The sequence below is a fragment of the uncultured Shimia sp. genome, assembly GCF_947493595.1.
GTDB lineage: Bacteria > Pseudomonadota > Alphaproteobacteria > Rhodobacterales > Rhodobacteraceae > Shimia.
On record NZ_CANLRL010000007.1, the window covers coordinates 167,170 to 183,202 of the forward strand.

Below are 16,033 nucleotides of genomic sequence, written 5' to 3' on the forward strand. Positions count from 1 at the left end.
CGCGCGGCGGGGGCTGGCCCCCATCGCTCTTTGTAGGTCAGTCTTGTGACAACAACATGAGGTCCGCCACTTCGCGGGCCTCTTTGCGTGCCTGGGCTGGGTTAAGTGGCGCGTCGGATTGCGCGGCCTCAAGCCACACACCGTCCATGTAACATTGCAACGCTTCGCGCAGGGTTTCGCGTCGATCCTCTGCCACAAGCGCGCGCAACTCGGCGCGGAAGTGTGCGGTGACCCGGGATCGGTTGATGCGGTGCAGGCGTTGCAGACTTTCCGCATAGGGCGCATTGGCCCAAAATTGTATCCAGATTGAGCATTGCTCATTGGTGAACAGCCGGTCCGAAAAGTTGGCGTCCAGCACGGCCATCAGCCGCTCGTGCGGAGTTTTGGCGGTGGCGTAACGCTCCAGCATCGCTTGTTTCAGCAAGGTCAGCAGGCGGCGCATGGTGGCCTCCATCAACTTTTCCTTGGAGCCAAAATAATAGTTGATCGAGGCAGCGGACGCACCGGCTTCGGCGGCAATTTCCGCCATAGTGACAACGGCATAACCCCGCTTGTGAACCGCCGTGATGGTGGCGTTGATCAACTCTTCATGTCGGATATCGCGGATACGTGTACGGCCCATGGCGCCACTTTAGCGAGATCACCCACAGGGGCAATATTGTTGTATCAATAAAATTTTTAAATGGTCATTTAAAAAATGAGCTAGCGATGTTAGTTTGGCTGTCAAATTGAGAATCCGCGGCCCCTTTGAAGTGGCCAGCACAGGAAAGGAATGCGCAATGCAGCTGCAACCGACAGCCAGCCACTTCATCAATGGGGTCTTTGTGGAGGACACCTCCGGAGCACCAATCGAGATCATCTACCCTGCAACGGGCGAGGTGATTGGCACCGTACATGCGGCGACACCGGCAATTGTGAGTCAGGCGCTTGAGAGTGCCAAGGCGGGTCAAAAGATCTGGGCGGCGATGACGGGGCGTGAACGTGGCCGCATCATGAGCCGGGCAGCGGCGATGATCATGGAGCGCAACCATGAGCTTTCAGTGCTGGAGACCTATGACACCGGTAAACCCTATCAGGAGACCATCGCGGTGGACGCGACCTCTGGTGCGGATGCGTTGGAGTATTTTGGCGGTTTGGCGGGCAGCCTGACCGGCGAGCATATCCCGCTGGGCGAGGACTGGGTTTATACTGTGCGCGAACCGCTGGGCGTCTGTGTCGGCATCGGCGCATGGAACTATCCAACCCAGATTGCCTGCTGGAAAGCTGCGCCGGCACTGGCTTGTGGCAATGCGATGGTGTTTAAACCGTCCGAGACCACGCCAATGTGTGCCTTGAAGGTGGCGGAGATCTTGCATGAGGCCGGTGTGCCAGCGGGTGTGTACAACGTCATTCAAGGCATGGGCGAAGTTGGCGCCGCACTGGTCAATGATCCGCGTGTGGACAAGGTTAGCCTGACCGGATCGGTCCCAACCGGCAAGAAGGTCTATGCAGCGGCGGCCGGCCACATGAAGCATGTGACCATGGAGCTGGGCGGGAAGTCCCCGTTGATCATCTTCGATGATGCGGATGTTGAAAACGCCGTTGGTGGTGCCATTCTGGGCAACTTCTACAGTTCCGGTCAGGTGTGTTCCAACGGCACGCGGGTGTTTGTGCAGAAGGGCATCAAGGAGAAGTTCCTGACCCGTCTGGCAGAGCGACTGGGCACGGCCGTGATTGGCGATCCGTTGGATGAGGCAACCAGCTTTGGACCGATGGTTTCCGAGCGGCAGATGAACATTGTGCTGGGATATATGGCCAAGGGTGTCGACGAGGGCGCGCGGTTGGTGTGCGGTGGCAAGCGTATGGAGCGCGACGGGTTCTTCCTAGAGCCAACGGTCTTTGCCGATGTGACCGATGACATGACCATTGCGCGCGAAGAGATTTTTGGTCCTGTGATGTCGGTGTTGGACTTTGACACCGAGGAAGAGGTGATCGCGCGGGCCAATGATACCGAATATGGCCTGTCTGCCGGTGTGTTCACGTCTGACCTGTCTCGTGGCCACCGTGTAATCGGGAAGCTGGAAGCGGGCAGTTGTTTCATCAACTCCTACAATGATGCGCCGGTGGAGGCTCCGTTTGGTGGAGTCAAAAACTCCGGCGTGGGGCGTGAAAACTCCAAAGAAGCGATCAACCACTACAGCCAGGTGAAGTCCGTCTATGTGCGCATGGGCGACGTAGAAGCGCCTTACTAATTGCCCGCGATGGCGGCCCTGTCAGGAAAGATCAAGATGCAGGCAGATTATGTGATTGTTGGCGCGGGCTCTGCCGGGTGCGCGATGGCGTACCGGCTGAGTGAAGCGGGCAAATCCGTGTTGGTGATTGAACATGGCGGCACCGATGCGGGGCCGTTTATTCAGATGCCGGCGGCACTGAGCTATCCGATGAACATGAGCCTGTATGACTGGGGCTATAAAACCCTGCCTGAACCGCATTTGGGTGGACGGACGTTGGTCTGTCCGCGTGGCAAGGTGATTGGTGGGTCGAGTTCGATCAATGGCATGGTTTATGTGCGCGGGCACGCAGGCGACTATGACCACTGGGCTGAGAGCGGCGCGGATGGGTGGTCTTATGCGGATGTGCTGCCGTATTTCAAACGCATGGAGAATTGGCACGAAAGCGGGCAGGGCGGAGATCCCGATTGGCGCGGCTCTGACGGTCCGTTGCATATCAGCCGCGGGCCTCGCAACAACCCGCTGCATGGCGCTTTTGTGGAGGCCGGGCGGCAAGCAGGCTATCCGGTGACCGATGACTACAACGGGCAGCAGCAAGAGGGCTTTGGCCCGATGGATATGACCGTCTACAAAGGTCAGCGCTGGTCTGCTGCAAATGCCTATCTGAAGCCTGCATTGAAGCGCGAGAACTGTGACCTGGTGCGGGGGTTGGCGCGCAAAGTGGTTATGGAAAACGGCCGTGCCGTGGGCGTGGAGATCGAGCGTGCCGGGCAGGTTCAGGTGATCCGTGCCAATGCTGAAGTGATCTTGTCGGCGTCTTCGTTGAATTCGCCCAAGCTGTTGATGTTGTCGGGTATTGGTCCAGGCGCCCATCTGGCGGAACATGGCATTGAGGTTGTCGCGGATCGCGCCGGAGTCGGCCAAAACTTGCAGGACCACCTTGAGGTCTACATGCAGATGGCCTGCAAGCAGCCGATTACGCTCTACAAATACTGGAACCTGATTGGCAAAGGTCTGATCGGGGCGCAGTGGTTGTTCACCAAAACCGGGCTTGGGGCTTCTAACCAGTTTGAAACCGCTGGGTTTATTCGGTCGAGGGCTGGGATTTCCTATCCCGATATTCAATATCATTTCCTGCCCATCGCGGTGCGCTATGACGGGCAAGCGGCGGCAGAGGGGCATGGATTTCAGGCACATGTCGGGCCGATGCGGTCGCCGTCGCGGGGCGAAGTGACATTGCAGTCGGCTGATCCAAAGGACGCGCCGAACATCTTCTTCAACTACATGTCGACGGAGCGGGACTGGGAAGACTTCCGCGCCTGTATTCGTCTGACACGGGAGATTTTTGCGCAAGAGGCGATGCAGCCGTTTGTGAAAAGCGAGATCCAGCCGGGCGCGGATTTGCAGACCGATGACGAGATCGACAGCTTCATTCGCGAGCACGCGGAGAGCGCCTATCACCCCTGTGGCACTTGTAAGATGGGCAGCGTTGATGATCCCTCGGCGGTAGTTGACAGTGAATGTCGGGTGATTGGCGTGGATGGCCTGCGCGTGGCGGACAGTTCGATTTTCCCACGCATCACCAACGGCAATCTTAATGGGCCGTCGATTATGACCGGCGAGAAGGCCGCAGATCACATCTTGGGGCGGCGAATGCCGTCGTCTAATGCGGCGCCATGGTTTGCGTCTGATTGGGAAAATACACAGCGCTGATGCGTGTTTTTGAATGTGACTTGATCCGCGTCAAAGTGGGGAGGTGTGCTGTTGGAGTAGGGTGTGTACGACCTTAAAAACAGGAGCGCAAACATGGCGAACACCCCACACGAACTGGCCGCAGAATTCCCTGAATTTGTTGAGAAAATGCATGAGCTGAAGGTCAGCGATAAGCACTTCGCAAAGCTGGCTGAAGAGTACCACGAGTTGAACCGGAAGGTGCATGCCGCAGAGACCAATGTGGCGCCGCGCGAAGAACTGGCGGAAGTGGATCTGCGCAAGCGCCGCGGGGCGCTGAAGGATGAGATCTACGCCTATCTCAAAGCAAACTGATTGATGAAGCTGGTCAGTTTTGGCCAGGTGTCGGTGCGCCACAAGCCGGTGTGACCTGCGCCGGGAGCCTCGACAAATACTTTTCTATTGGAAGGGGCGGCAGAGAAAATCTGTCGCCCCATCTTTATTGGGATCAGTTCGTCCTCAGTGCCGTGCAGGATCAGCAAAGGCAAGGTGACGGTCTCGGCGCGAGACAGGCTGTCCCATTGATTTGACAGGTGTTTTGTAAAGTCCCCGTTGCCGGGATGGTGGTGCGCGGCCATGGTCTTGAGAGACGTATAAGGCGCTTCCAGCAGGATGGCGTTGGGCGTGATGCCTGCTTCCAAAGCGCCCAGGGTTACGGCGGCGCCGATGCTTTCGCCATAGACCACTACCGGGGCCTGTAAGGGGCGCACGATGCTGTCGTAGATCTCAACTGTGTCGTTTATGATGGCGGCTTCTTGCGGGGTGCCTGTGCTGCCGGAATAGCCGCGGTAGGCAGGGGCAACGAGGCCGTAGCCTCGCTGAAGTAGGAGGTCGAAGCGCGAAGCGCGGTTGGCCAAATTGCCTGCGTTTCCTTGCAGATAGAAGATCACTGGCTCGCCGGGCGCGGGTGGTGCGGTCCAGACAATCAGCTCTTGGCCGTCGTGGTGGAATACCTCTTCGGTCACGGCTGGCAGGTTGGCATCGGCAGGGGAGACGCGGGTGTCATCCAGCGGGTAGATCACCAACCGTTCCAGCAGGGGCGCAGCGGCCACCAGCATAAAGGCAAAGACCACGCAAAAGGCGCAGAGCCGGAACAGGAATTGCGCGAGCCTAACCCACATCGTAGGGCAACACGCCACGGGCGTTTTCATTGATGGTCAGGCGGCGTTCAAGTGGAGGTACGGAGCGTTGGTGGCAATGGGTGCGTTCACAGATGCGACAGGAAATGCCAATGGGTTCAAAGGCCTGTGGGTTGTCGAGCTCCATGTGGTCAGCATAGACCAGCGCGTCGGCGTGGCGGATTTCACAGCCCAAAGCGATGGCGTAGCGGCGCACTGGCGCGCCGAAGTGGCCGCCGGATTTGGAGACATCGCGTGCCAGTGAGATGTAGCGCACGCCGTCCGGGGTTTCGGCCAATTGGCGTAGGAAACGGCCCGGCGTTTCAAAGGCGCGGTGTACGTTCCAGAGGGGGCAGGCGCCGCCGAAACGGGCGAATTGTAGGCGGGTTGCAGAGTGGCGTTTGGTGATGGTGCCAGCCTGATCAACGCGGACAAAGAAGAAGGGAATACCTTTGTTTCCAGGGCGTTGTAGGGTTGAGAGACGGTGTGCGACTTGCTCAATGGAGGCGCCAAACCGGTTGGAAAGCAGTTCCAGATCGTGGCGGGTTTCGCGGGCGGTTTGCAGGAAGGTGCCGTAAGGCATGAGGGCCGCACCGGCGAAGTAGTTGGCGAGGCCAATTTTGGCGATGGAGCGCGCGGCGTCAGATTGGAAGCGGGCGAAGTCCAGTGTGGCCTCTAGGAGTTGTCCGTTTTGCAGAAGGGCAACTTGTAGAAGGAGTTGAAATGTTTGGGTTTCTGGTTGGGCGTAGCGGGAGATTTGCAGGCGCTGGTGCTCGGCATCGTAGTGGCGCAGCTGGTCGATGTCGGTGAAGGCGACCGTGATGCCTGTTTCTTTCAGGGTTGAGAGAGCTGCGGCGCGGATTCCACCGTGCTCTACTGCACCTTGGGCGAAGCGTTCTGCTGCGTGGTCGACGGCGTCTATGTAGTTGTCACAATAGTGAAAAAAATCGCGGACCTCGTCCCAGGGGCTGGCCTGCATTTGCACATCCTGGCGACCCAGGGCCTCGTCCAGCGAGGCGAGGCGTTCATGGGTTTGGCGGTAGGCGCGGTGCAGTTCCAGAAAGGCGCGCGCAAGGGCGGGCGCATTGGAGGCTGTAAGGCGCAAGTCTGCCAGTGGCGCAGAGGTTTCAGCCAGCACGGGATCGGCCAAGGCTTCGCGCATGTCAGAGACCAGGCGTTCGCTGTCGCCGGTGCTTAATTCCGTGACATCTAATCCAAATTCCTGCGCGAGTGCCAGAACAACTGTGGTGGAAACCGGGCGGTTGTTGTTCTCCATCTGGTTCAAATAAGGCAGGGAGACGCCAAGTTTCTGGGCAAAATCCTTTTGCGTCAGCGAGAGCCGCGTGCGGATTTCACGTAGTTTGGCGCCTGCGTAAAGCTTTTGCGTGGGCATGGAATCCTCCCGGCTTGCATAGCTGCAAAGATAGCTTTGCAAAGTTGCTTGCGCCAGAGGGCAAATCGGGCTGCGGCGATTGGTCGTTAACCAGTGAGATTTGTGGCGATTTTCACGTCGGTAACACGTCTGTATCGCGGCTGTTTTGCGGAGGTGGGGTTTGGTGTCGCGCAAAGGTTAATTGCGCGACACGCGATCAGACGCCGATGTATTTTTCACGGCGGACCACCGTAATGATGGAGGCCACGCCCAGTGCCGAGGTTGCCAGCATCAGCCACAGCAGGGGGAAGGCGCCGGTTTCGGGTGTGAGCAAAGCGCCCGCAAGAGCGGACAGGGCAGCGCCGCCGCCAATCATAATGGCGCCTGCGAGGCCGGAGGCGGTGCCCGCGAGGTGGGGGCGAACCGACAGGGCGCCTGCTGTGGCGTTGGGGATGGCGAGGCCGTTGCCGATGCCAACAAAGGTCATAAAGCCAAAAAAGATTTCAGCGGAGCCAAAGCCTGCGGCAAAGATCGACAGGGAGGCCGCGACACCGAGCCCGCAAATCAGACAGCCCATGGTGACCATGCGGTTGATGCCGACGCGGGCAGAGTAGCGGCCGGAGAGGAAATTACCGATGAAGTAGCCAACAGCAGGGGCGCCGAAGTAGATGCCCATTTGCGCCGCGCTCATGCCGAAGAGTTCGGTGGCCACAAAAGGCGCGCCGCCGAGATAGGCAAAGAAGGCACCGGAGGTGAAGCAATTGGCCAGGGAATAGCCCCAAAAGCGGGGGCTGGTCAGAAGCTCGGGGTATTCGCGGAATTGTTGACCAAGTGTCAGACCGCTACTGGATTTGGTTTCACCCAGATCGCGGTAGGTCAGCCAGAAGATGGCAACGCCAGTGGCAAACAGCAGCCAAAAGCTGGCCTGCCAACCAAAGGCGCTGTCCAATAGGCCGCCAAGGGCAGGGCCAAGCATCGGCACCACGGTCATGCCCATGGTGACGTAGCCAATCATCGAAGCGGCCTCATCTGCCGACACCATGTCGCGCACCACGGCGCGGGACAGGACCATGGCCACAACCACGGCGGCTTGCAGCATGCGGAAGGTCAGAAAGATCGCAGCGTTGGGCGCGTAGATGCAGCCAATGGTGGCGGCAAGGAAGATTGCGAGGCCTGCGAGGATCACCGGACGGCGGCCCAGTTTGTCGCTGATTGGGCCAACGACAATTTGCAGCACCGCGTTGACGCCCAGGTAGACCGCAATGGAGAGTTGCATCACGCCATAGTCGGTGTCGAAGTACTCCGTCATCGAGGGCAGGCTGGGCAAGAAGATGTTCATGCACAACGCAGAAACCCCGGCCAGCAGGATCAACGTGAAGATGTTTGGCGGTGTGGTTCGGTCTAGAAATTGACCACGGGCTAAGCTGCTCATGCCCTAAGAGGTAGGAGTGCAGTGGGGGAATGTCCATGTGTAAATTTCATTTGTGAAGTATTTGCACATTTGCAATTCGCACCGCATTGGTTTTCTGTGGTTTGCAAATTTGCGGGAAAATTCTTTTGCGGGTGCAGCAATACGCGTATGCTCTCTCGCAAAGCTTTTGGGGGCAGTGTGTTTTGCGCCTGCCCAAACCGACGAATGAGGGCCCCGCCATGAAAGACATTCTGCAACAGTTGGAAGAGCGCCGTGAAGTTGCCCGTTTGGGTGGTGGACAGCGCCGCATCGACAGTCAGCACGCCAAAGGCAAGCTGACCGCGCGTGAGCGGATTGAGCTGCTGCTGGACGAAGGCAGCTTTGAAGAGTTTGACATGTTCAAAACCCATCGCTGCACCGAGTTTGGCATGGAAGAGCAGAAGCCGGCAGGCGACGGTGTGATCACCGGTTGGGGCACAATCAATGGCCGTATGGTCTATGTGTTCTCTCAGGACTTTACCGTGTTTGGCGGCTCTTTGTCAGAAACGCACGCGCAGAAGATTTGCAAGATTCAAGACATGGCGGTGCAAAACGGTGCGCCGATCATTGGCCTGAACGATTCCGGTGGCGCGCGCATTCAGGAAGGTGTCGACTCGCTTGCGGGCTATGCCGAAGTGTTCCAGCGTAACATCATGGCGTCCGGCGTGGTGCCGCAGATTTCCGTGATTATGGGGCCATGTGCCGGTGGTGCGGTGTATTCGCCAGCGATGACCGACTTCATCTTTATGGTGAAAGACACTTCTTATATGTTTGTGACCGGTCCGGATGTTGTGAAGACCGTGACCAATGAGGTTGTGACCGCCGAAGAGCTTGGCGGGGCGTCGACCCACACCAAGAAGTCTTCGGTGGCGGATGGCGCGTTTGAGAACGACGTTGAGGCGCTGACCGAAGTGCGCCGTCTGGTGGACTTCCTGCCGCTCAATAACCGCGAGAAACCTCCGGTGCGTCCGTTCTTTGATGAGCCGGGGCGGGTGGAGACCTCTCTGGACACATTGGTGCCAGAAAACGCCAACACGCCGTATGACATGAAAGAGCTGATCGCCAAAGTGGCGGACGAAGGCGATTTCTACGAAATTCAAGAAGACTACGCCAAGAACATCCTGACCGGCTTTATCCGTCTGGAGGGGCAGACCGTGGGTGTGGTGGCAAACCAACCGATGGTGTTGGCGGGCTGTCTGGACATCGACAGCTCCCGCAAGGCGGCGCGGTTTGTGCGCTTCTGTGACTGCTTTGAAATTCCAATCCTGACGCTGGTTGACGTGCCGGGCTTCCTGCCGGGCACCAGCCAGGAATATGGCGGCGTGATCAAACACGGCGCGAAGTTGCTGTTTGCCTATGGCGAAGCCACGGTGCCGAAAGTGACCGTGATCACGCGGAAAGCCTATGGTGGCGCTTATGACGTGATGGCGTCCAAGCACCTGCGCGGTGATTTTAACTACGCCTGGCCGACGGCGGAGATCGCGGTGATGGGGGCCAAAGGTGCAACCGAGATTATCCACCGGGCAGACCTTGGCGATGCCGAGAAGATTGCCGCGCATACGCAGGATTACGAAGACCGGTTTGCGACGCCGTTTGTGGCCGCAGAGCGTGGCTTTATTGATGAGGTGATTCAGCCAAAATCCACCCGCAAACGGGTGAGCCGGGCGTTTGCGAGCCTGCGCAACAAAAAGCTCGAGAACCCGTGGAAAAAGCACGACAACATCCCGCTGTAATGACCTATAGGTGGTTTCACTACCAATCCACCACAAGGAAGAATTGAATATGCGTACCCTAACATTTGCCTCCTGCATTTTGCTTGCGTTGCCTTTGGCAGCGCAGGCGCAGAGTTGTCGTGGCGTCCAGTCGCTTGATCTGGGCAATGGCACGAAGGCTTGTGTTGTCAAGATCGAGGAAGGCGCGATCACGACGACAAAAACGCGGGACGACTATGCCAGTGAGCAAAAACACACGCGGGCGCAGCCGATGGTTGGCGCGACAATGACCGGACCAGTGCCGGCCAAGCGAGCCACGGTCAAAAAACAGATGCTGGCGATGTGCAAGGCGACGCAAGCTAAGGTCTCTGAGCAATTTGCCGGCCGGAAATACAATCGTGTCATCTTGATCCAGGATTGGACCAAGGCCGGGGGCAAGGTTCAGGCTGGCTTCTCCTCTGACACCTGCAAAGGGTTTCGGTTCTTTGCCGGTTAAAGCGACATATCACGTTGCTTTTGGGTTCGCTGCAGATGTGGCGGACCTGGTACGGTGCGGCCGAGTTCCCAGCGGACGTTGGGCCACATGACCCGCGCTGGCCCGAATATCGCGGTTTACCCGCCCGCCGTTTCGGTGATCGCCCCCGTGGTGGCAGTTGCGTTGGAGTGGCTGGTGCCGTTGGCGGTGTTGCCTGCGGCGGGTCGTTTGCTACTTGCGGTTCCAGGCGCCGCGTTGCTGGGCGCCGCCGGATGGCTGGCTATGTCCGGCACGCGGGCCTTTGAAAAGGCAGGGACCAATGTTGATCCCAAGCAGCCTACTCTGAAGCTGGTGCGCAGTGGACCGTACCGGTTTACGCGCAATCCGATGTATCTGGGCATGGTTGTGTTGCAACTTGGGCTGGCACTGACGTTTTCGCTGGATTGGGCTGTTTTGGGCGCGGCTGTGGTTTTTATGCTGTTGCACTTTGGCGTTGTGTTGCCGGAGGAGATCTATCTGACGGACCTCTTTGGCGCAGAGTACCAGACGTTTCTTACGCAAACCCGGAGGTGGCTATGAGCCGGAGCCGCTGGCATATCCAACGTGAGGGCGATGCGCTGACCATGAGTCGTCGCTTGCCGGTGCGCTGGGACGTGGTGGCAGAAACGTCGCTGCCGGATGCGGGCTTGCTGCGCACGGCGCAGCAGGTGCGCCAGGATATGTGGCGCGCGTTGCAGGATCTGCGCGGCTTTGCCCCAACCGTTGAGGTGCGGCGGGAGGCTGGACAGCTTTATGTGAAAGCGGGCGGCGCGGTGGAGGGTGCTGTCGCCAAAACCCATGCGCAGGCCATCATTGCAGAGATTTTGGACTGTCCAGAGCGGCGCGCGCGTTGGCGTCAATTTGCGCAGCACCGGGGGGCGTCGTCATGAAATTTGTGACGACACGTAAGGCTTTGGCGCAAAAAACTTTCGCGTCTCGCACATTTTTTGCAGCTTTTACAAAAGAACTGTGCAAGCGTGCGATTCAAGTTACGATATCCGCCGCGTTTGGAGGGGCCCTCTTGGGCGCGGCCACGGCCGGGGTTTTGGAGGAGACCCCGGTCGTGCCCTCAGGCAACGATCTCCATCTTCAGGAAATTCTATACGAAACCCGCGTGGACGAGAGCCGCGTGGCGCGGTTTCGCTACATCATGCCGCTGATCCGGCAGGGCGTGGAGTTTGCTGAGATCGAACAAGACTTCTTTCACCTGTGCATTGGCGTCGCAGTGCCGTATCTCGCCATTCAGGATGAAACAGTCGATCAGGTGATCATTTCCATGGCGGACAGAGAGACCACATTTGGCGAGGCCACACAGCTGGCCACGCAGTTTTTTGAAGCATTCAGCGTGCAGGACGGCACCTGTATCTGGGAGGGCTTTTGATGACACCACTAGATATTGTTAACGCTAAGGCCAATGAGCAAGACATTGCGACTTTGCGGTCACATCAGATGAGCTTGGCCTCGTATCTGTATCTTTTTGCAGAGCATTTGCGTAATCTCCGCGCGTGTCCCCAACGTGGGGCACTGAGGCAGGCAGGGCAAATCCGCCCTGTTTGGACGTTAAACAATGAGTGGAGAACAAGATGTCCAAGAGCATCAAGACATTCCTCGCGATCGGCCTCGTGGCCATCGTGGCAGCCTGTGGTCAAGACGAGCCGCTGGAAGAATATGTTGTGGTCGACCCAGAGCCGATCTCTTCTGAGCCAACTTACACTGGCAAATACAAGTAAGGCGTTACGCCTGACAGGTGGACAGGCCGCGCGGCCTGTTCACACCCGCGCCACCCCCTCTCAGATCCGGAGGGCCGTGGCATGATCAAGCATCGCGGGTTCCCCGGACGTCTTCCGGGATCGGATTTCCAATTCACCATTCGTCGCGCCAACCCCAAAGGTGTCACGCCGATCACCCGGCGTGAGCGGTTCAAAGACCGTCGTCCGCCGGATCGTCGCGCGGATGCGGCCTTTATGCAGGCACTTTGGGAGCATTTTGGCGACCAGCCGTTTGAGCGGGGCAATTTGGATGCTGGCCGTTTGAGTTGGCTGTTTGGCCGTGAAGTTGTCGCGGTTGAAGAGGATTTTGACCCCGAGGATTATGAGGCGCTGCTGGTCATTGACGAAGCTGTGGCGCGGATTTCATTCCCGGACGCATTTGAAGGTGATTGGGCGTAATGTTGCCGATGCCACGACATAATGGGCAAGCCATTGCCCAAAGCGGAAAGGAGGCAAAATTGCCCCTGTTTTCCGTGGTTTGCCGTGGCAAGGTCACTGTCATGGAGCGAGGCGTTGTCGCGCATTGCTCCTGTAACAGTGTATTCCGTTACCCTTCCCCTTTCGGGTGGTCCTGTGTTGTCCCTTCAGGATCACCCGTTTTTTCTGCGGCGCTTGCGTGTCGCGTGAAATCGGGTGAGATTGTGGGCACACTCACAGCACAGGCGGACATAAGATCCGCCAACAGACCCGTCACGGGAAGAGGCACATACACATGCGTATCACAGCAGCAGTTTCCATCATTGCGCTCCTTGGGCTTTCGGCGTGCGGTCGGACCATGGGCGAGCAAGCGCTTATCGGCGCGGGTGCCGGCACCGTGGCGGCAGCGGCCGTTGGCGGCAGCCTGGCAGCTGGCGCGATTGTCGGCGGCGCGGCCAACACGATCTATTGTCAAGAATTCGCCACCAGCTGCTGAGCGCCACAGCGCGCCGCAGGGTGATTTGAATTGTCCGGCTGAGCTTCAGCCGGTTCCGAACCCAAAGCCATCGACGTGCGTAAGCGCGGCGGTGGCTTTTTTGTTGCCTATGCAAGCTGCCGTCGCGGCTCGCGAAGACCAAGAAGGACGATAAGATGTTCGACAAGATCCTGATTGCCAACCGGGGCGAAATTGCCTGCCGTGTGATCAAGTCTGCCCAGAAAATGGGTATCAAGACTGTGGCGATTTACTCCGACGCCGACAAGCAGGCGCTGCATGTGCAGATGGCAGATGAAGCCATTCACATCGGCCCGCCGCCAGCGAACCAGTCTTACATCGTGATCGACAAGGTTATGGACGCCATCAAACAATCCGGCGCGCAGGCGGTGCATCCGGGGTATGGCTTCTTGTCCGAGAACGCCAAGTTTGCTGAGGCATTGGCCGCCGCTGGTGTGGCATTTGTGGGCCCGCCTAAAGGTGCCATCGAAAAAATGGGGGACAAAATCACCTCCAAGAAAATCGCGCAAGACGCCAATGTGTCCACCGTACCGGGTTATATGGGCCTGATCGAAGATGCGGATGAGGCTGTAAAGATTTCTAACGAGATTGGTTATCCGGTGATGATCAAGGCCTCCGCCGGTGGCGGTGGTAAAGGCATGCGGATTGCCTGGAACGATCAGGAAGCACGCGAGGGTTTCCAATCGTCCAAAAACGAAGCGGCCAACAGCTTTGGCGATGATCGTATTTTCATCGAGAAGTTCGTGACCCAGCCGCGTCACATTGAAATTCAGGTGTTGTGTGACGCCCATGGCAACGGCGTGTATCTGGGTGAGCGCGAGTGTTCGATCCAGCGCCGGAACCAGAAGGTTGTCGAGGAAGCGCCAAGCCCGTTTTTGGATGAAGCCACCCGCAAAGCGATGGGCGAGCAGTCTGTCGCGCTGGCCAAAGCGGTGGGCTATGCCTCTGCCGGGACCGTAGAATTCATCGTTGATGGCGACAAAAACTTCTACTTCCTGGAGATGAACACCCGTTTGCAGGTGGAACACCCTGTGACCGAGTTGATCACCGGTGTGGATCTTGTGGAGCAGATGATCCGTGTGGCCAATGGTGAGCCGCTGAGCATCACGCAAGATGACGTGAAGCTGCAGGGTTGGGCGATTGAGAACCGTCTTTATGCGGAAGACCCTTATCGGAACTTCCTGCCGTCGATTGGCCGTTTGACCCGCTATCGTCCGCCAGCCGAGACCAAAGCCTACACCCCTGGCACCGCGCCGGGTGAAGCGGGCGATGTGGTCGTGCGCAATGACACCGGCGTCTATGAAGGCGGCGAGATCAGCATGTATTATGACCCGATGATTGCCAAGCTCTGCACCTGGGCGCCCACCCGTGACAAAGCCATTGAAGCGATGCGCGTGGCGTTGGACAGCTTTGAGGTCGAGGGTATTGGTCACAACCTGCCATTCCTGAGCGCGGTGATGGATCACCCGATCTTTGAGAAAGGTGACATGACCACGGCCTTTATCGAAGAGCAGTATCCGGACGGTTTTGAAGGTGTGGATCTGCCGGAAGACCAACTGAAGCGTGTGGCTGCTGCGGCGGCTGCGATGTACCGCGTGGCGGAAATCCGACGCACCCGCGTGTCGGGCCGGATGGACAACCACGAGCGTCGTGTTGGCAAAAAGTGGGTTGTGAGCGCACAAGGTCAGGATTTTGCCGTGAAGGTGAAGGCTGACAAGAAAGGCTCCACCATCAAGTTTGAGGATGGCAGCAAGCTGCGCGTGTCCTCTGACTGGACGCCGGGGGATCAACTGGCCACTTTGAAAGTTGGCGGTGAGAAGCTGGTGCTGAAGGTGGGCAAGGTGCCAAGCGGCTTCCGTCTGCGTACGCGTGGAGCGGATATGGTTGTGAATGTGCGCACGCCACGTCAGGCGGAGTTGGCCAAGCTGATGCCAGAAAAGATTGCGCCGGATACCTCCAAGCTGTTGCTGTGCCCAATGCCGGGTCTGATCGTGAAGGTCGACGTGGAAGTGGGCGACGAGGTGCAGGAAGGCCAGGCGCTGTGCACCGTGGAAGCCATGAAGATGGAAAACATCCTGCGGGCGGAGAAAACCACCGTGGTCACAAAGATCAACGCGGCGGCGGGTGACAGCCTCGCGGTGGACGATGTGATCATGGAGTTTGAATAACGCCTGACACGTAGTCGCCCGGCCGTTGGCCGGGCAGCCCCCGACCTCTCGAATGGGCGGGGGCATTCCTCCCACCCGCGGCCGTGGGCTGCCCCGAAATGGTATTTGCCATGCCTGATAGCAAGCTAGCCATCTCCCGAATGACAAACATCGGCCCGTTTGAGGTTGGTCGCTTGGCTTATGGCTGTTGGCGGTTTTCCGGCAGCGCGGTTGCGGATGCGACGGCGAAAATTGAGGCGGCTTTGCAAATTGGCGCCAATCTGGTCGACACGGCTGCCATTTACGGTTTTGGCGCAGAAGGTTTTGGCGGGGCTGAAGCGGTTTTAGGCGAGGTGTATGCCGGGCAAAAGGGGCTGCGGGAGAAAACCGTGCTGGTTACCAAAGCGGGCATTCACCCACCTGTGCCCTACGACAGCCGCGCGTCCACCCTGATTGCGAGTTGCGAGGGCTCACTCGCGCGGCTCAAAACCGATGTGATCGACGTGTTTTTGGTCCATCGGCCAGACCTTCTGGCCTCTTATGACGAGGTGGCGGAGGCGTTGACGCAGTTGCGGGCGGCGGGAAAGATCAGAGAAGCCGGTGTGAGCAATTTTAGCCACACCCAGATCCGGGCGTTGCAGAGCAAGTTGGATTTTGCGCTGGTGGCCAATCAGCCGGAGTTTTCACCCCTGGCCATCGCGCCGTTGGAAGACGGCATATTGGACATCGCACAGGAGTTGGGCCTAGCCATTATGGCCTGGTCACCGCTGGGAGGCGGGCGTTTGACCGCAACCCATCAGCCGGAAGCGGGCACGCAGGAGGCGCGGGTGTTGTCGGCGCTGGATGGCATTGCCACACGTGACGGCGTGGGGGTCGACCATGTGGCGCTGGCCTGGGTGTTGGCACATCCGGCGGTGAGCATGGCGTTGATTGGCACACAGAATGTGGAACGGATCAAAGACAGTGCCAAAGCCTTTGATGTGACGTTGAGCCGTCAGGATTGGTATGACGTGCTGGTGGCGGCGCGTGGGGTGGCGATGCCGTGATTTTCCGCGGGCGTCATATCCCAGTTGGCGCCG

17 protein-coding genes are annotated in these 16,033 nt (G+C 58.4%); 13 read left to right on the top strand and 4 right to left on the bottom strand.

From position 1 onward, the window contains the following. Nucleotides 1–37: 37 nt before the first annotated feature. The gene (gene betI / locus Q0955_RS16200; protein WP_299426236.1) at nt 38–622 is read right to left on the bottom strand and encodes a transcriptional regulator BetI; all 585 of its coding nucleotides are present in this window, start codon (nt 620–622) and stop codon (nt 38–40) included. A gap of 157 nt (nt 623–779) precedes the next feature. Here betI and betB point away from each other — a divergent pair, with 157 nt between their 5' ends. From betB to Q0955_RS16215, 3 genes are all read left to right on the top strand, one after another. Then, nucleotides 780–2,231 carry a betaine-aldehyde dehydrogenase gene (gene betB / locus Q0955_RS16205; RefSeq protein WP_299426239.1) on the top strand — a complete coding sequence of 484 codons (1,452 nt, stop codon included), beginning with the start codon at nt 780–782 and terminating at the stop codon, nt 2,229–2,231. Between the two features lie 36 nt (nt 2,232–2,267). Then, on the top strand, nt 2,268–3,923 hold the full coding sequence (gene betA, locus Q0955_RS16210; RefSeq protein ID WP_299426242.1) for a choline dehydrogenase: 1,656 nt from the start codon (nt 2,268–2,270) through the stop codon (nt 3,921–3,923). A 93-nt stretch (nt 3,924–4,016) separates the two neighbouring features. Next, complete coding sequence (locus Q0955_RS16215; RefSeq protein ID WP_299426245.1) at nt 4,017–4,256, top strand: DUF465 domain-containing protein; 240 nt, start codon at nt 4,017–4,019, stop codon at nt 4,254–4,256. Here the strand turns inward: Q0955_RS16215 and Q0955_RS16220 are convergent. The 3 genes from Q0955_RS16220 to Q0955_RS16230 all read right to left on the bottom strand — a co-directional run bounded on the left by Q0955_RS16220 (nt 4,238) and on the right by Q0955_RS16230 (nt 7,863). Then, nucleotides 4,238–5,062 (bottom strand): alpha/beta hydrolase, encoded by an 825-nt coding sequence (locus Q0955_RS16220; RefSeq protein WP_299426248.1) that lies wholly within the window; start codon nt 5,060–5,062, stop codon nt 4,238–4,240. The genes Q0955_RS16215 and Q0955_RS16220 overlap by 19 nt on opposite strands. Then, nucleotides 5,052–6,452, bottom strand: coding sequence for a helix-turn-helix transcriptional regulator (locus Q0955_RS16225; protein ID WP_299426251.1), 1,401 nt, complete (start codon nt 6,450–6,452; stop codon nt 5,052–5,054). Before Q0955_RS16225 ends, Q0955_RS16220 begins: the two co-directional genes overlap by 11 nt. 196 nt (nt 6,453–6,648) lie before the next feature. After that, nucleotides 6,649–7,863, bottom strand: coding sequence for a multidrug effflux MFS transporter (locus tag Q0955_RS16230; RefSeq protein ID WP_299426254.1), 1,215 nt, complete (start codon nt 7,861–7,863; stop codon nt 6,649–6,651). 218 nt (nt 7,864–8,081) lie between these two features. On the opposite strand from Q0955_RS16230, the gene Q0955_RS16235 reads away from it, so the two are divergent. The 10 genes from Q0955_RS16235 (at nt 8,082) to Q0955_RS16280 (ending at nt 16,000) form a co-directional block, all read left to right on the top strand. After that, nucleotides 8,082–9,614, top strand: coding sequence for an acyl-CoA carboxylase subunit beta (locus Q0955_RS16235; RefSeq protein WP_299426256.1), 1,533 nt, complete (start codon nt 8,082–8,084; stop codon nt 9,612–9,614). A 49-nt stretch (nt 9,615–9,663) separates the two neighbouring features. Continuing rightward, a complete protein-coding gene (locus tag Q0955_RS16240) occupies nt 9,664–10,089 on the top strand; it encodes a hypothetical protein (protein WP_299426258.1) in 426 nt (141 codons plus the stop codon). A gap of 87 nt (nt 10,090–10,176) precedes the next feature. Next, nucleotides 10,177–10,647: an isoprenylcysteine carboxylmethyltransferase family protein gene (locus Q0955_RS16245; RefSeq protein WP_299426261.1), complete on the top strand. Its 471-nt coding sequence runs from the start codon at nt 10,177–10,179 to the stop codon at nt 10,645–10,647. Then, a complete protein-coding gene (locus tag Q0955_RS16250) occupies nt 10,644–10,997 on the top strand; it encodes a hypothetical protein (protein WP_299426264.1) in 354 nt (117 codons plus the stop codon). Before Q0955_RS16245 ends, Q0955_RS16250 begins: the two co-directional genes overlap by 4 nt. After that, entirely contained in the window at nt 10,994–11,488 is a 495-nt protein-coding gene (locus tag Q0955_RS16255; protein ID WP_299426267.1) for a DUF6497 family protein, read from the top strand. The genes Q0955_RS16250 and Q0955_RS16255 overlap by 4 nt, the downstream gene beginning before the upstream one ends. Nucleotides 11,489–11,690: 202 nt before the next feature. After that, on the top strand, nt 11,691–11,837 hold the full coding sequence (locus Q0955_RS16260) for a hypothetical protein (protein ID WP_283427643.1): 147 nt from the start codon (nt 11,691–11,693) through the stop codon (nt 11,835–11,837). 81 nt (nt 11,838–11,918) lie between these two features. Next, nucleotides 11,919–12,275 (top strand): hypothetical protein, encoded by a 357-nt coding sequence (locus Q0955_RS16265; protein WP_299426271.1) that lies wholly within the window; start codon nt 11,919–11,921, stop codon nt 12,273–12,275. 313 nt (nt 12,276–12,588) lie between these two features. Further along, nucleotides 12,589–12,789: a hypothetical protein gene (locus Q0955_RS16270; RefSeq protein WP_299426274.1), complete on the top strand. Its 201-nt coding sequence runs from the start codon at nt 12,589–12,591 to the stop codon at nt 12,787–12,789. 155 nt (nt 12,790–12,944) lie between these two features. After that, a complete protein-coding gene (locus tag Q0955_RS16275; RefSeq protein ID WP_299426277.1) occupies nt 12,945–14,975 on the top strand; it encodes an acetyl/propionyl/methylcrotonyl-CoA carboxylase subunit alpha in 2,031 nt (676 codons plus the stop codon). Nucleotides 14,976–15,115: 140 nt separating this feature from the next. Next, entirely contained in the window at nt 15,116–16,000 is an 885-nt protein-coding gene (locus Q0955_RS16280) for an aldo/keto reductase (RefSeq protein WP_299426280.1), read from the top strand. The last annotated feature ends 33 nt before the right edge of the window (nt 16,001–16,033 follow it).

Bases quoted from the DNA above. Each gene is read 5' to 3' on its own strand.
- Q0955_RS16225 (WP_299426251.1), bottom strand. From the start codon at position 6,452: ATGCCCACGCAAAAGCTTTACGCAGGCGCCAAACTACGTGAAATCCGC.
- betA (WP_299426242.1), top strand. From the start codon at position 2,268: ATGCAGGCAGATTATGTGATTGTTGGCGCGGGCTCTGCCGGGTGCGCG.
- Q0955_RS16240 (WP_299426258.1), top strand. From the start codon at position 9,664: ATGCGTACCCTAACATTTGCCTCCTGCATTTTGCTTGCGTTGCCTTTG.
- betI (WP_299426236.1), bottom strand. From the start codon at position 622: ATGGGCCGTACACGTATCCGCGATATCCGACATGAAGAGTTGATCAAC.
- Q0955_RS16250 (WP_299426264.1), top strand. From the start codon at position 10,644: ATGAGCCGGAGCCGCTGGCATATCCAACGTGAGGGCGATGCGCTGACC.
- Q0955_RS16245 (WP_299426261.1), top strand. From the start codon at position 10,177: ATGACCCGCGCTGGCCCGAATATCGCGGTTTACCCGCCCGCCGTTTCG.
- Q0955_RS16255 (WP_299426267.1), top strand. From the start codon at position 10,994: ATGAAATTTGTGACGACACGTAAGGCTTTGGCGCAAAAAACTTTCGCG.
- Q0955_RS16280 (WP_299426280.1), top strand. From the start codon at position 15,116: ATGACAAACATCGGCCCGTTTGAGGTTGGTCGCTTGGCTTATGGCTGT.
- Q0955_RS16230 (WP_299426254.1), bottom strand. From the start codon at position 7,863: ATGAGCAGCTTAGCCCGTGGTCAATTTCTAGACCGAACCACACCGCCA.
- Q0955_RS16220 (WP_299426248.1), bottom strand. From the start codon at position 5,062: ATGTGGGTTAGGCTCGCGCAATTCCTGTTCCGGCTCTGCGCCTTTTGC.
- Q0955_RS16235 (WP_299426256.1), top strand. From the start codon at position 8,082: ATGAAAGACATTCTGCAACAGTTGGAAGAGCGCCGTGAAGTTGCCCGT.
- Q0955_RS16260 (WP_283427643.1), top strand. From the start codon at position 11,691: ATGTCCAAGAGCATCAAGACATTCCTCGCGATCGGCCTCGTGGCCATC.
- Q0955_RS16265 (WP_299426271.1), top strand. From the start codon at position 11,919: ATGATCAAGCATCGCGGGTTCCCCGGACGTCTTCCGGGATCGGATTTC.
- Q0955_RS16275 (WP_299426277.1), top strand. From the start codon at position 12,945: ATGTTCGACAAGATCCTGATTGCCAACCGGGGCGAAATTGCCTGCCGT.
- Q0955_RS16270 (WP_299426274.1), top strand. From the start codon at position 12,589: ATGCGTATCACAGCAGCAGTTTCCATCATTGCGCTCCTTGGGCTTTCG.
- Q0955_RS16215 (WP_299426245.1), top strand. From the start codon at position 4,017: ATGGCGAACACCCCACACGAACTGGCCGCAGAATTCCCTGAATTTGTT.
- betB (WP_299426239.1), top strand. From the start codon at position 780: ATGCAGCTGCAACCGACAGCCAGCCACTTCATCAATGGGGTCTTTGTG.